This is a genomic window from Streptomyces niveus, from assembly GCF_001723055.1.
Lineage (GTDB): Bacteria > Actinomycetota > Actinomycetes > Streptomycetales > Streptomycetaceae > Streptomyces > Streptomyces niveus.
This window is the reverse complement of the sequence record NZ_MDCR01000375.1, coordinates 1-13280: the sequence shown is the minus strand read 5'-3', so window position 1 is coordinate 13280 and position 13280 is coordinate 1. Positions and strand designations below refer to the sequence as shown.

At 69.9% G+C, this 13280-nt stretch carries 12 protein-coding genes; all 12 read right to left on the bottom strand.

The window, feature by feature from the left end; translation table 11 throughout:
- Positions 1 to 8: 8 nt before the first annotated feature.
- Entirely contained in the window at positions 9 to 2624 is a 2616-nt protein-coding gene (locus BHU15_RS33535) for a RelA/SpoT family protein (RefSeq protein ID WP_069630572.1), read from the bottom strand.
- A 206-nt stretch (positions 2625 to 2830) separates the two neighbouring features.
- Positions 2831 to 3376, bottom strand: a complete 546-nt coding sequence (locus BHU15_RS33530) for an adenine phosphoribosyltransferase (protein ID WP_069630571.1) — start codon at positions 3374 to 3376, stop codon at positions 2831 to 2833.
- A complete protein-coding gene (gene secF / locus BHU15_RS33525) occupies positions 3373 to 4509 on the bottom strand; it encodes a protein translocase subunit SecF (protein WP_069630570.1) in 1137 nt (378 codons plus the stop codon). The genes BHU15_RS33530 and secF overlap by 4 nt, the downstream gene beginning before the upstream one ends.
- A gap of 1 nt (position 4510) precedes the next feature.
- Positions 4511 to 6301 carry a protein translocase subunit SecD gene (secD, locus tag BHU15_RS33520; protein WP_069630569.1) on the bottom strand — a complete coding sequence of 597 codons (1791 nt, stop codon included), beginning with the start codon at positions 6299 to 6301 and terminating at the stop codon, positions 4511 to 4513.
- Between the two features lie 144 nt (positions 6302 to 6445).
- Positions 6446 to 6955 (bottom strand): preprotein translocase subunit YajC, encoded by a 510-nt coding sequence (gene yajC, locus BHU15_RS33515; RefSeq protein ID WP_069630568.1) that lies wholly within the window; start codon positions 6953 to 6955, stop codon positions 6446 to 6448.
- A 165-nt stretch (positions 6956 to 7120) separates the two neighbouring features.
- Positions 7121 to 8230 carry a Holliday junction branch migration DNA helicase RuvB gene (ruvB, locus tag BHU15_RS33510; RefSeq protein ID WP_051433740.1) on the bottom strand — a complete coding sequence of 370 codons (1110 nt, stop codon included), beginning with the start codon at positions 8228 to 8230 and terminating at the stop codon, positions 7121 to 7123.
- 76 nt (positions 8231 to 8306) lie between these two features.
- Positions 8307 to 8933: a Holliday junction branch migration protein RuvA gene (gene ruvA, locus BHU15_RS33505; RefSeq protein ID WP_069630567.1), complete on the bottom strand. Its 627-nt coding sequence runs from the start codon at positions 8931 to 8933 to the stop codon at positions 8307 to 8309.
- Positions 8930 to 9502 (bottom strand): crossover junction endodeoxyribonuclease RuvC, encoded by a 573-nt coding sequence (ruvC, locus tag BHU15_RS33500; RefSeq protein ID WP_069630566.1) that lies wholly within the window; start codon positions 9500 to 9502, stop codon positions 8930 to 8932. Before ruvC ends, ruvA begins: the two co-directional genes overlap by 4 nt.
- Positions 9503 to 9699: 197 nt before the next feature.
- Positions 9700 to 10452 (bottom strand): YebC/PmpR family DNA-binding transcriptional regulator, encoded by a 753-nt coding sequence (locus BHU15_RS33495; RefSeq protein WP_031232183.1) that lies wholly within the window; start codon positions 10450 to 10452, stop codon positions 9700 to 9702.
- Positions 10453 to 10514: 62 nt separating this feature from the next.
- A complete protein-coding gene (gene pdxT / locus BHU15_RS33490; RefSeq protein ID WP_069630565.1) occupies positions 10515 to 11120 on the bottom strand; it encodes a pyridoxal 5'-phosphate synthase glutaminase subunit PdxT in 606 nt (201 codons plus the stop codon).
- Positions 11110 to 12024: a pyridoxal 5'-phosphate synthase lyase subunit PdxS gene (pdxS, locus tag BHU15_RS33485; RefSeq protein WP_069630564.1), complete on the bottom strand. Its 915-nt coding sequence runs from the start codon at positions 12022 to 12024 to the stop codon at positions 11110 to 11112. The genes pdxT and pdxS overlap by 11 nt, the downstream gene beginning before the upstream one ends.
- 130 nt (positions 12025 to 12154) lie before the next feature.
- Positions 12155 to 12892 (bottom strand): hypothetical protein, encoded by a 738-nt coding sequence (locus BHU15_RS33480; RefSeq protein ID WP_069630563.1) that lies wholly within the window; start codon positions 12890 to 12892, stop codon positions 12155 to 12157.
- Between the last annotated feature and the right edge of the window lie 388 nt (positions 12893 to 13280).

Below are 13280 nucleotides of genomic sequence, written 5' to 3'. Positions count from 1 at the left end.
GCGACGCGTTAGGGCCTGCGGGCGGAGGTGACGCGGTAGACGTCGTACACGCCCTCCACGCCCCGTACCGCCTTCAGCACATGCCCGAGGTGCTTCGGGTCGCCCATCTCGAAGGTGAAGCGCGACGTGGCGACCCGGTCGCGGGACGTCTGGACGGCCGCCGACAGGATGTTGACGTGCTGGTCGGACAGGACCCGGGTGACGTCGGACAGCAGCCGGGACCGGTCCAGCGCCTCGACCTGGATGGCGACGAGGAAGACGGACGACTGGGTGGGCGCCCATTCGACTTCGAGGATCCGTTCGGGCTGCTGCGACAGGGAGTCGACGTTGACGCAGTCCGCGCGGTGTACGGAGACGCCGCTGCCACGGGTGACGAAGCCGATGATCGGGTCGCCCGGCACCGGGGTGCAGCAGCGGGCGAGCTTGACCCACACGTCCTCGACGCCCTTGACGACCACACCGGGGTCGCTGCTGGAGCGGCGCTTGGAGCGGCCGCGCGAGGGCGGCGCGCTCTCGGCGATGTCCTCGTTGGCGGCTTCCTCGCCGCCGAGTGCCTGGACGAGTTTCTGTACGACGCCCTGGGCGGCGACATGGCCCTCGCCGATCGCCGCGTACAGCGACGAGATGTCGGGGTAGCGCATCTCGTGCGCGAGCGTGACGAGCGAGTCGCCGGTGAGGATGCGCTGGATCGGCAGGTTCTGCTTGCGCATCGCCTTGGCGATGGCGTCCTTGCCGTGCTCGATCGCCTCGTCGCGGCGTTCCTTGGAGAACCAGGCGCGGATCTTGTTCCTGGCCCGTGGCGACTTGACGAAGCCCAGCCAGTCCCGTGAGGGTCCGGCGCCGGACGCCTTGGAGGTGAAGACCTCCACCAGGTCGCCGTTGTCGAGGGTCGATTCGAGAGGGACGAGCCGCCCGTTGACCCGCGCCCCTATGGTGCGGTGGCCGACCTCCGTATGGACGGCGTACGCGAAGTCGACGGGGGTGGCCCCGGCCGGCAGCGCTATGACGTCGCCCTTGGGCGTGAAGACGAAGACCTCGTTGCGCGACAGGTCGAAGCGCAGGGACTCCAGGAACTCGCTGGGGTCCTCGGTCTCCTTCTGCCAGTCGAGCAACTGCCGCAGCCACGCCATGTCGTTGACGGTGTCCTGGTTGGCGCCCTTGCCCGCGTTCTTGGGGACGTCGGTACGGACCTTGGACGCCCCGGCGACGGCCTCCTGCTTGTACTTCCAGTGCGCGGCGATGCCGTACTCGGCGCGGCGGTGCATGTCGAACGTACGGATCTGGAGCTCGACCGGCTTGCCGCTGGGCCCGATGACCGTCGTGTGGAGCGACTGGTACATGTTGAACTTGGGCATCGCGATGTAGTCCTTGAACCGCCCCGGGACCGGGTTCCACCGGGCGTGGACGGTGCCGAGCGCCGCGTAGCAGTCGCGGACGGTGTCGACGAGGACGCGGATGCCGACGAGGTCGTAGATCTCTGCGAAGTCCCGGCCCCGCACGATCATCTTCTGGTAGACGCTGTAGTAGTGCTTCGGTCTGCCGGTGACGGTGGCCTTGATGCGGGCGGCGCGCAGATCGGACTGGACCTCGTCGGTCACTATCGCCAGATACTCGTCGCGCTTGGGCGCCCGCTCCGCGACGAGCCGGACGATCTCGTCGTACATCTTGGGGTAGAGGATCGCGAAGGCGAGGTCCTCCAGCTCCCACTTGATGGTGTTCATGCCCAGCCGGTGGGCGAGCGGCGCGTAGATCTCCAGCGTCTCGCGGGCCTTCTTCTCCTGCTTCTCCCGCTTGAGATAGCGCATGGTGCGCATGTTGTGCAGCCGGTCGGCGAGCTTGATGACCAGGACACGGGGGTCCTTGGCCATGGCGACGACCATCTTGCGTACGGTCTCGGCCTGGGCGGCCTCGCCGAACTTGACCTTGTCGAGCTTGGTGACGCCGTCGACGAGGAGGGCGACCTGGTCGCCGAAGTCCTTGCGCAGCGTGTCCAGGCCGTACTCGGTGTCCTCGACGGTGTCGTGCAGCAGCCCCGCCATCAGGGTGGCCGGGTCCATGCCGAGTTCGGCGAGGATCGTGGTCACGGCGAGGGGGTGCGTGATGTACGGGTCGCCGCTCTTGCGCTTCTGGCCGCGGTGCCAGCGCTCGGCGACCTGGTAGGCGCGCTCGATCTGGCGCAGGACCGCGGTGTCGATCTTGGGGTCGTTGCCGCGTACGGTCCGCAGGAGCGGTTCGAGGACCGGGTTGTACGGCGACGAGCGCTGCACGCCGAGCCGGGCCAGCCGGGCGCGTACGCGGTTGGAGGAGCCGCCGGAGCGCGAGGGGGCGGCCGGGGCGGGCTTGGGCGCGGTGACGGGGACCGGGAGCTGGCTCTTGGCGGGCGAGGAGCCCGGCGTGGGCGCGGGCGCCTGGGCGGGGCCCGTGGGCGGCGTGGCGGCCGGTGCCGGGCCGGTCGCCGGCTTCGGGCCTGAGCCGTTGGCCCCGGCCCCGTTGTGCTCGGCAGAAGTGTGCGCAGCCGTACTCGGCCCGTCCGCCGGTTCCTGCGGCGTGGCGGGCGCCGTCACGGCCCGGTCTGCGTGCGGATCGGGCTGGGCGGCGGCGAGTGGCTGGGCCTCGTCTGGCAAGAGCGCTCCTCGTGCGTTTCCGGGTCCCCCGGTCAGGTCCGGAACGGCCATGGTAACGACCTCGTGGCGCGACCGCTCACGAGACCGGTGCGCGCAGGGGTACGGGCGCGATGCAGGAGGAACGCGAACACCCCGGGTGGAATTCCCGGGGTGTTCGCTTTCGCCACTCTTTGTCACGCTTGTTCTGCCAGGCGTGACCGGCTGGGTCAGACCTTGATCAGTGCCTCCAGAGGGACGCCCCGCAGATGCGGTTCAAGGCGTGCCCTGCCGTCGAGGAAGCCCAGCTCCAGCAGCACGGCCACGGCCACCACCTCGGCCCCGGCCCGGCGTACCAGCTCCACGGACGCCGCGGCGGTGCCGCCGGTGGCGAGCACGTCGTCGATGACGATGACGCGGTCGCCCTCCCGCAGGTCCTCGGCGTGGACCTCCATCTCGGCGCTGCCGTACTCCAGGTCGTACGTCTGCGACAGCGTCGCACCGGGCAGCTTCCCCGCCTTGCGGACGGGGATGAAGCCGATGCCGGACCGGACGGCGACCGGCGCGGCCAGGATGAAGCCGCGCGCCTCCAGGCCGACGATCTTCGTGGCGCCGTGCCGTACGGCCAGCTCCGCGAGGGCGTCCGTGAGCACCGTGAAGGCCTTCGGATCCGCGAGCAGCGGCGTGATGTCCTTGAACATCACACCCAGCTTCGGATAGTCGGTCACATCGCGGATACGGCTGAGGAGCAGCTCCCGCGTGCTGTCGTCGGTCATCGACGCTTCCCCGACGGACGGCCCCGGCCACGGCCGCCGTGGCTGCGGGGACCCGCGACCGCGGCGGCGGGCGGGATGTCCGGCGCCGAGGTCTCGTCGTCCGGCCCGGCGTCCCGCGGCTCGTCGCCGCCCTCGTCCGAGTAATCGGGCGCCTCGCCCTTGGCCGCGGCGGCCTTCCGCTTGGCCTCCACCCGCTTCTTCAGCGCCCTTATCGACGGCTCGCGTTCCTTGAGGTCGGCGACCAGCGGAGTGGCGATGAAGATCGACGAGTACGCGCCGGCGGCGAGGCCGACGAACAGCGACAGCGAGATGTCGTTCAGCATGCCGGCGCCGAGGACACCGCCACCGATGAACAGCAGACCGGCGACCGGCAGCAGCGCGACCACGGTGGTGTTGATGGAACGCACCAGGGTCGAGTTGATGCTGCGGTTGGCGACCTCGCTGTAGGTGTAGCGCGTCTGCTTGGTGATGTCCTTCGACCCCTCCTTGAGGGAGTCGAAGACCACGACCGTGTCGTAGAGGGAGTAACCGAGAATGGTCAACAGACCGATCACCGTGCCCGGGGTGACCTCGAAGCCGACCAGCGCGTACACACCGACCGTGATCGTGAGGTCATGGATCAGGGCGATGAGCGCCGCGACCGCCATTCTCCATTCGAAGGCGATCGCCAGATAGATCACCACCAGGATCATGAAGATCCCGAGACCCGTCCACGCCTTGTTGGCGATCTGCTTGCCCCAGCTCGGACCGACGAGGTCCGCGTTGATCTTCTCCTGGGGGATGTCCAGGTCCTTGGAGAGCTGGGCCTGGACCTTGTCGGCCTGGGCCGTGTTCAGCTCGGTGACCTGGATACGCAGTCCGCCGTTGCCGAGTTTCTGGACGATCGCGTCATGGCCGGAGGCCTTCTCCGCGTGGTCCTGCGCGGCTGACACGGAGATGCTCGTCTTCGGGGTGTTGAAGACGGCACCGCCCTTGAACTCGATGCCCATGTTGAGCCCGCGCACCGCGAGGCCGGCGATGGCCGCGATGGTGATGAGGACCGAGAGCGCGTACCAGAACTTGCGCTTCCCGACGAAGTCGTAGCCGACTTCGCCGCGGTAGAGCCGGGCGCCGAGATCTCCGAGTCGCGACATCTCACGCCTCCTTCGGGTCGGTGGGGGCGCCGAGGCGGCGGGTGCTGCGGCGCAACGGTGGCTTGGCTCCGAGGCGCTTCGGGTCGAGACCGGACCAGGATCCGCCGCCCGAGAAGAACTTCGTACGGGCGAGCAGCGTCATGACCGGCTTGGTGAAGAAGAACACGACGACGACGTCGAGCACCGTGGTCAGGCCGAGCGTGAACGCGAAGCCCTGCACCTTGCCGACGGTGACGGTGAACAGCACGGCCGCGGCGAGGAACGACACGAAGTCGGACACCAGGATCGTGCGCCGGGCGCGCGGCCAGGCGCGTTCGACGGCGGGCTTGAGCGTACGGCCCTCTCTGATCTCGTCCCGGATTCGTTCGAAGTACACGATGAACGAGTCCGCGGTGATACCGATCGCAACGATCGCACCACACACCGCGGGCAGGTTGAGTGCGAAGCCGATACCCGGTCCGAGCAGGGTCATGATCGCGTACGTCATGACCGCCGAGGCCAGGAGGCTGACGATGGCGATCAGCGCGAGACCCCGGTAGTAGAGCACCAGGTAGATGATCACCAGGGCGAGGCCGATGGCGCCGGCGATCAGACCGGCCTCCAGCTGCTCGCCACCGAGTGCGGCGGTGACCGTGGTGACGGTCTCTTCCTGGAAGGTCAGCGGCAGCGCGCCGTACGACAGGATGTTGCCCAGGTCCTGTGCGGACTCCTGGGTGAAGTTGCCGGAGATCTCGGCGTTGGCGCTCAGGGTCTGGCGCACCGAGGGCGCCGAGACGACCTCGCCGTCGAGGACGATGGCGAACTGGTTCTGCGGGGCCTGCTGCTGCGAGAGCTTGCTGGTGATCGCCTGGAACTTCTTCGAGCCACCGCCCGTGAAGTCCATCTGGACGATCCACTGGCCGGTCTGCTGGTTGATGGTGGCGTTGGCGTCGTCGACGTCCTTGCCGCCCACCTCGGCCGGGCCGAGGATGTACTTCTCCCACACACCGTCGTTCTCACCGCAGGCGAGCGTCGGCTCGCTCGGCTTCGCGGAGTCCCCGAGGGCGCCCCTGGCCTTCTCGTTCGTGCAGTCGAGGGCCACGAAGTCGGCCTGGAGCTTCTCCGTCGCGGGGTCGGCGGGCGGCGCCGCGCTGTCGCTCGGGGCGGGGCTCTCGGAGGGGCCGGGCTTGTCGGAGGCGCCCGGGGTGGGCGTCGCGTCGGCCTTCAGGTTGTCCGTGAGGGCGCGGCCCTGGGTGGTCTCCGAGGCGCTGGGCGCACCGGCGGCCGGCGGGTCGGCCGGCTTGTCGCCCGACTTGTCGCTCGTGGAAGGGCTCGGCTTCGGGCTGTCGCTCGAACCGGCGCTCGGAGTCGCCTCCGGCTGCGGCTGCTGCGCGGACGGGTCACCCGGTCCGAGGGTCAGGACCGGCCGGAAGTACAGCTGAGCGGTGGTGCCGACCTGCTCACGAGCCTGCTGCGAGTTCGTGCCCTTGGGGATGTTGACAATGATGTTGTCGGATCCCTGGGTCTGAACCTCGGCCTCCTGAACGCCGAGACCGTTGACACGACGCTCGATGATGCCGACCGCGGTGTTCATGTTGGTCTCGTTGACCGCGTTCGCCTGGCCCGGCGAGCTCTTGGCCTTGAGCGTGATGGTCGTGCCGCCGGCGAGGTCGATACCGAGGCGCGGCGTGAGCTCGCCCGCCCCGAACATTCCTCCGACGAGGGCGATCATCGCGATCAGGAACAGGATCAGGGTGCGCCCCGGCTTTCCCGGGGCCCCCGTCTGCCTTCGGCCCTTCTGAGGTGCTGCCACCTTTTCGTTTCTCCCTGTCCGACCGCTCCACGCCGGGTGAGCGACGGAGCGGCAACGAAGTGTTGTGGGGACCTGCCCACGCGAAAGCCGACGTCGTCCGGGGACCGCTGGGCGCCTACGGGCGCGGCGCGGTGCCGGACGTGACTACTTCGCGCCGCTCTCGCCGTCGGCCTTGGCGTCCTTCGGCTCGGCCTTCGCGGCGTCGGCGTCGACCGTGGTCGGCTCGGCGTCCGCCTTGACGTCCGCCGTGGTGTCGGCGTCGTCGGGGCCGTCCTTCTTGCCCAGGTCGATCTTGGCCGCGTCGTCGTCGCCGGTCAGGGAGGAGGCGTCGTCGGGCACGACGGCACCGTCGACCTCGATGTCCTCTTCCTCGTCACCGTGGACGATGCGGTTGTACTCCGCGTCGGTGAGGACGGCGCCGATGGAGTTCTTCGCGTACACGGCGTGAACGGCCGGCGCGACCTCAAGGAGGACCGTGTCGTCGTGAACTTCCTTGACGGTGGCGTACATGCCGCCGATCGTCCGGACGCCGGTGCCGGGCTGCATCTCATTGCGCATCTGCACGGCCGCCTGCTGCTTCTTCTTGGCGGACCGGGTCATCAGGAACATGGCCCCGATGAGCACGATGAAGGGGAGGAGGGTCACGAGACTCACGGGAGGGAACTTCCTTCGCACGACCGCGCTGTCGGGCGGCCTGATATACGGGGGTGGGTTAGCCGACTTTTAGGGGCGGCATCGGCGGAGTCTAAGCGAGTCCGCATCAATGGAACAACGCCCAGCATGGCACCGGGGTTCCTGCCGCGACGAATACCGTCGCGCTCACGCCCCGAACAGCCCCGGTTGTCCGCTTGCGCCAGGGCTCCGCGTGGGCGGGGTGAGCCCCAGGTGCGCCCACGCGGCGGGGGTCGCGACCCGGCCGCGCGGAGTACGGGCGAGCAGTCCCTCCCGTACGAGGAAGGGCTCGGCGACCTCCTCGACCGTCTCACGCTCCTCCCCCACAGCGACGGCGAGGGTCGACAGACCGACCGGGCCGCCGCCGAACAGCTTGAGCAGGGCCTGGAGCACGGCGCGGTCCAGCCGGTCGAGGCCGCGTTCGTCGACCTCGTACACCTGAAGGGCGACGGCGGCGATGTCGCGGTTGATGTAGCCCTCGGCCTTGACCTGCGCGTAGTCGCGGACGCGGCGCAGCAGACGGTTGGCGATACGGGGCGTGCCCCGGGAGCGCCCGGCGATCTCGGCGGCCCCGTCGGCGTCGATCTCCAGGTCGAGGAGGTGGGCGGAGCGGTGGATCACCCGTTCCAGCTCGACGGGCTCGTAGAACTCCATCTGCGCGGTGAATCCGAAGCGGTCGCGCAGCGGGGGCGGCAGCAGACCGGCCCTGGTGGTGGCGCCGACGAGGGTGAAGGGGGGCAGCTCCAGCGGGATGGCGGTGGCGCCGGGGCCCTTGCCGACGATGACGTCGACGCGGAAGTCCTCCATGGCCATGTAGAGCATTTCCTCGGCGGGCCGGGACATCCGGTGGATCTCGTCGAGGAACAGGACCTCGCCGTCCTGGAGGGAGGAGAGGATCGCGGCGAGGTCGCCGGCGTGCTGGATGGCGGGGCCCGACGTGATGCGGATCGGGGCGCCCATCTCGGCCGCGATGATCATGGAGAGGGTGGTCTTGCCGAGGCCGGGCGCGCCGGACAGCAGGACGTGGTCGGCGGTGGCGCCCCGGGCGAGGGCCGCCTTCAGGACGAGGTCGAGCTGTTCGCGCACGCGCTCCTGCCCGACGAACTCGTCCAGCGACTTGGGCCGCAGCGCCGCCTCGACCGCCTGGTCCTCGCCGTCGGCCGACGGGGCGACGAGCCGGTCCGGCCCGTCGGCGTCCGCCGGCTGGGGGCCGCCACCCGGCGTGCCGCTGCTGCTGTCGTCCCAGTTCACTGTCATTCACCTCGTGGAAGCGGGACGCCCCGTTACGGTCCCGTGGAGTTCGGCCCCGGCGCGTGCCCGTGTGTGCGTTCGGTCAGCGTGTCCGGTTCAGCGACTGGAGGGCGGCCCGCAGGAGACGCGGTACGGCGGGTTCCTCACCGGCCTTGATCGCCTCCTCGGCCTGGGGCGTGACCAGCGCGACCGCCTCGTCGGCCTCCCTGGTCGCGTATCCGAGGCCGATCAGGGCCGCGTGCAGCTGATCGTTCCAGGAGACCGAGAGGGGGGTGCCGATGCCCTGCCTGCCGATGTGGGAGCCGACGGGCTCGCCGAGCCGGTCCTTCAGCTCCAGCAGGAGCTTCTGCGCGCCCTTCTTACCGATGCCGGGGACGGCGGTCAGGGTCTTCTCGTCCCCCGTGGCGACGGCGACACGCAGTGTGTCGGGCGAGTGCACCGCGATCATGGCCTGGGCCAGCCGGGGCCCGACGCCGCTGGCGGTCTGGAGCAGCTCGAAGGTCTGGCGCTCGTCGTCGTCGGCGAAGCCGTACAGGGTGAGCGAGTCCTCCCGGACGACCAGGGACGTGGCGATCTTCGCCTCCTGGCCGATCCGCAGTCCGGCGAGGGTGGCCGGGGTGCACTGCACCAGCATGCCGACGCCGCCGACCTCGATCACCGCGGAGGTCGGGGCGAGGGCGGCCACCGGGCCGCTGACGAAGGCGATCATCGGGGAACCTTCCGTACGGGTACGTGACTGGTGGGGCGGGCGGACGCCTTGGCCGCGGCCTGCGCCCGGGCGTGCGCCTGCTGGAGGCGGTTGACGGCTGGGGCGCGCCAGATGTGGCAGATGGCGAGCGCGAGGGCGTCGGCGGCGTCGGCCGGTTTGGGCGGGGCGTCCAGCCGCAGCAGCCGGGTCACCATGGCACCGACCTGCGCCTTGTCGGCGCGCCCGCTGCCGGTGACGGCGGCCTTGACCTCACTGGGGGTGTGCAGCGCCACGGGGATGCCGCGGCGCGCGGCGCAGAGCATGGCGACGGCGCTGGCCTGGGCGGTGCCCATCACCGTACGGACGTTGTGCTGGCTGAACACCCGCTCCACGGCGACCAGTTCGGGCCGGTGTTCGTCCAGCCAGGCTTCCACGCCCTGCTCGATGGCGACCAGGCGCGAGCCGAGGTCCGCGTCGGCGGGCGTGCGCACCACACCGACGCCGAGCATCGTCAGCGGGCGTCCCGCGACGCCCTCGACGACACCGACGCCGCACCGTGTCAGTCCGGGGTCCACGCCCAGTACCCGCATCGTGCCCCTCCCCCTCAGCCTCTCGGTCCCGATCGGTCCCGCTCGCTCACACGTTCTGCCGGTGTGTCAGAACCCCTGATCAGCACAGTATCGGTCGGCACCGACAACGCGGCGGGCCGACGGGGGGTGTGTCCCCGTCGGCCCGCCGCGTACAGCCGAGTTGACGCCGGCGACCGTGTGCCGGCAGACCACGGTCGTCAGGCGTCGACCTTCTCCATGACCTCGTCGGAGACGTCGAAGTTGGCGAAGACGTTCTGCACGTCGTCGCTGTCCTCCAGCGCGTCGATCAGTTTGAAGATCTTCCGCGCGCCGTCCTCGTCCAGCTCGACCTGCATGGTCGGCACGAAGTTGGTGTCGGCGGAGTCGTAGTCGATGCCGGCGCCCTGGAGCGCCGTGCGGACCCCGACCAGGTCCGTGGCCTCGCTGAGCACCTCGTAGGACTCGCCCAGGTCGTTGACCTCTTCGGCGCCCGCGTCGAGGACGGCGCCCAGGACGTCGTCCTCGCCCAGCTCGCCCTTGGGGACGATCACGACGCCCTTGCGGTGGAACAGGTACGACACGGAGCCGGGGTCGGCCATCGAGCCGCCGTTGCGGGTCATCGCGACGCGGACGTCGGAGGCGGCCCGGTTGCGGTTGTCGGTCAGGCACTCGATGAGGACGGCGACACCGTTGGGCCCGTAGCCCTCGTACATGATCGTCTCGTAGTCGGCGCCACCGGCCTCCAGGCCGGCGCCGCGCTTGACGGCCGAGTCGATGTTCTTGTTCGGCACCGAGCTCTTCTTCGCCTTCTGGATGGCGTCGAAAAGGGTCGGATTACCGTCGACGTCGGCGCCTCCGGTGCGGGCCGCGACCTCGATGTTCTTGATCAGCTTCGCGAAGAGCTTGCCGCGCTTGGCATCGATCACGGCCTTCTTGTGCTTCGTCGTAGCCCATTTAGAGTGGCCGGACATCTGCCTGTCTCCTTCGCGTAACCAATCCTGCTCCGTTCGGCAGAGATCCTACCGGGATCCCCTCACCGCGCGGAGCGCACCATCTCCGTGAAGAAGCCGTGCAGCCGGTGGTCGCCGGTGAGTTCGGGGTGGAACGCCGTCGCGAGGGCGTTGCCCTGCCGTACGGCGACGACATGGCCCCCGTGCTCGGCGAGCACCTCCACCTCGGCGCCCACGGACTCGACCCACGGCGCCCGGATGAAGACGCCGTCGACCGGCCCCACACCCGTGACGTCGACGGCCGCCTCGAAGGACTCGTTCTGCCGTCCGAAGGCGTTCCTGCGGACGATCATGTCGATGCCGCCGACGGTCTCCTGTCCGGAGCGCGGGTCGAGGATCTTCTCGGCGAGCAGGATCATCCCGGCGCAGGTGCCGTAGACGGGCATCCCCGCGCGTACCCGCGCCCGCAGCGGCTCCAGCATCCCGAAGAGGACAGCCAGTTTGGACATGGTGGTCGACTCGCCGCCGGGGATCACCAGGCCGTCCACGGCGGCCAGTTCGTCCGGCCGCCGTACCGCCCGGGGCACCGCGCCGGCCGCCGTCAGGGCGGCCAGGTGCTCGCGTACATCGCCCTGGAGGGCCAGGACGCCGATCAGCGGGCCGCCCGCGGCGCCCTGGTCACCAGCCACGGTTGGCGTAGTGCTCGGACGCGGGCAGGGTGTCGATGTTGATGCCGACCATGGCCTCGCCGAGGTTGCGGGAGGCGTCCGCGACGATCTTGGGGTCGTCGTAGAAGGTGGTGGCCTTGACGATGGCGGCGGCGCGCTTGGCGGGGTCGCCGGACTTGAAGATGCCGGAGCCGACGAAGACGCCCTCGGCGCCGAGCTGGCGCATCAGCGCGGCGTCCGCCGGGGTGGCCACGCCGCCCGCGGAGAACAGCACGACGGGCAGCTTGCCCAGCTCGGCGACCTCCTTGACGATCTCGTACGGGGCGCGCAGCTCCTTCGCTGCGGCGTACAGCTCGTTGTTGTCGTAGCCGCGCAGCCGGGCGATCTCGTGTCGGATCTGGCGCAGGTGCCGGACGGCCTCGACGACGTTGCCGGTGCCGGCCTCGCCCTTGGAGCGGATCATGGCCGCGCCCTCGGCGATCCGGCGCAGGGCCTCGCCCAGGTTGGTCGCACCGCAGACGAACGGTGTGGTGAAGGCCCACTTGTCGGAGTGGTTGACCTCGTCGGCCGGGGTCAGCACCTCGGACTCGTCGATGTAGTCGACGCCGAGCGACTGCAGTACCTGGGCCTCCACGAAGTGGCCGATGCGCGACTTGGCCATCACCGGGATCGAGACGGCCGCGATGATGCCCTCGATCATGTCGGGGTCGGACATCCGCGCGACGCCGCCGTCCTTACGGATGTCGGCGGGAACCCGCTCCAGCGCCATGACGGCGACCGCGCCGGCGTCCTCGGCGATCTTCGCCTGGTCGGGCGTGACGACATCCATGATCACGCCGCCCTTGAGCTGCTCGGCCATGCCGCGCTTCACGCGCGCGGTGCCGGTCTCGGGGGTCTGGCCGGTGGTGGGAAGCGTGGTGGACACGGAGACGACCTCACTGGGAACTGGGACGGAAGCGTTTGACGAGGTGAGCAAACCTCCGTGGACCAGTCCACGGCAAGGGCCAATGAGTGGCCGGTGGATCGTTCTCGCGGCCCCGCCCCGCCCCCGCACCTCAGCCGGCGCTGCCTCCTCCGCTTCCTCTTCCACGTCGCCGCGGTTCCGTCCCCCTGGTGGAGCGTCTCGTCGCGGTGCTGCGACTCAGCCCCGCTGTCCGTCCGTCGGGGTTCGCCCGGTTGAGGGGCGCCAAGCTGTCGTGGGCGTGAGCGGCCACCGGATTCTGGGGCGTGGTCCCGGAGTAGGTCCCGGCGCCGGTGGGCGAGTGCGGGGTCTGGAACTGCCCCTGGAAGTCGGTTCCGGGGAAGTGGACCGCCGAGAGAGCCTGGGCGTAGTCGTAGGCCTGCTGGGCATCCACCCCGTCGTCGGCCGTCTCCTGGGAGAAATACGCGGCCTGTTCGGGGCTGAGTGTCATGCCCGCCGAATACCCCTGGGACCGATCCTCCTGATAACTCTGCGAGTACGTGGAAGGCTGGGCCGGGGCCGAGGATTGTCGCCACGTCTCCGCTGCCGCTGCCGCAGCCATTGCCTGCTCCGGAGTCATGGTCTCGTAGTCCCACTGGTTGGGGTTCTCCTCTGTAGGCGTCCCCAGGCCTTGCTGCCGGTTCCACTCCCGCAGCTGGTTCTCACCATCCTGGTTGGCCGCGTTCACCCAGGTCTGGGACGGCTCCTCCCAGGTGCGGGCCTGCGTGCGGTAGGCGGGCAGTGTCGACTCCTGCTGCGCCGGACCCGGCTGTTCCGGATCCATCGACGGCTGTCCCGTCCGCGCCAGGTACCGCCTGGCCTCCTCGGCCATACGCCGTTGTGCTTCCGCGAGATCGATCGGGCCGCCGCCCGGCGGATTGTGCGCCGGCGCCTCCCGACTCCACTGGCGCCGATACGCGTCCCCGTAAGGATTGTTCGAGGGGAAATCCCTCCCACTCTCATCTGACACGCGTGCCACCTTCCCGTCATCGATCCAGTCGCCACCAAAAACCGGCAACGGTCACCGGGGCGGGGCTCCACCGGCCCGTTGTCGTCCGGGCGCTCCACGCGCCCGGTCAGGCCGGACACATCCCCAACGGCCGGATCGCGGACATGGTTCAAACCCGGGGCACGCCGGAAGTCCTCTTCCGGTCGCGAGGCCGGTCTAGGGCCTGTCGTTTGGATCAGGCCGGATCAGGGAGCGGGGTCTGGTGCCGTGG

What these genes read in the sequence shown, in the direction of transcription:
- ruvC (WP_069630566.1), bottom strand. Translation starts at nt 9,502, where the DNA reads ATGCGGGTACTGGGCGTGGACCCCGGACTGACACGGTGCGGCGTCGGT.
- ruvA (WP_069630567.1), bottom strand. Translation starts at nt 8,933, where the DNA reads ATGATCGCCTTCGTCAGCGGCCCGGTGGCCGCCCTCGCCCCGACCTCC.
- ruvB (WP_051433740.1), bottom strand. Translation starts at nt 8,230, where the DNA reads ATGACAGTGAACTGGGACGACAGCAGCAGCGGCACGCCGGGTGGCGGC.
- BHU15_RS33495 (WP_031232183.1), bottom strand. Translation starts at nt 10,452, where the DNA reads ATGTCCGGCCACTCTAAATGGGCTACGACGAAGCACAAGAAGGCCGTG.
- BHU15_RS33530 (WP_069630571.1), bottom strand. Translation starts at nt 3,376, where the DNA reads ATGACCGACGACAGCACGCGGGAGCTGCTCCTCAGCCGTATCCGCGAT.
- secF (WP_069630570.1), bottom strand. Translation starts at nt 4,509, where the DNA reads ATGTCGCGACTCGGAGATCTCGGCGCCCGGCTCTACCGCGGCGAAGTC.
- BHU15_RS33480 (WP_069630563.1), bottom strand. Translation starts at nt 12,892, where the DNA reads ATGGCCGAGGAGGCCAGGCGGTACCTGGCGCGGACGGGACAGCCGTCG.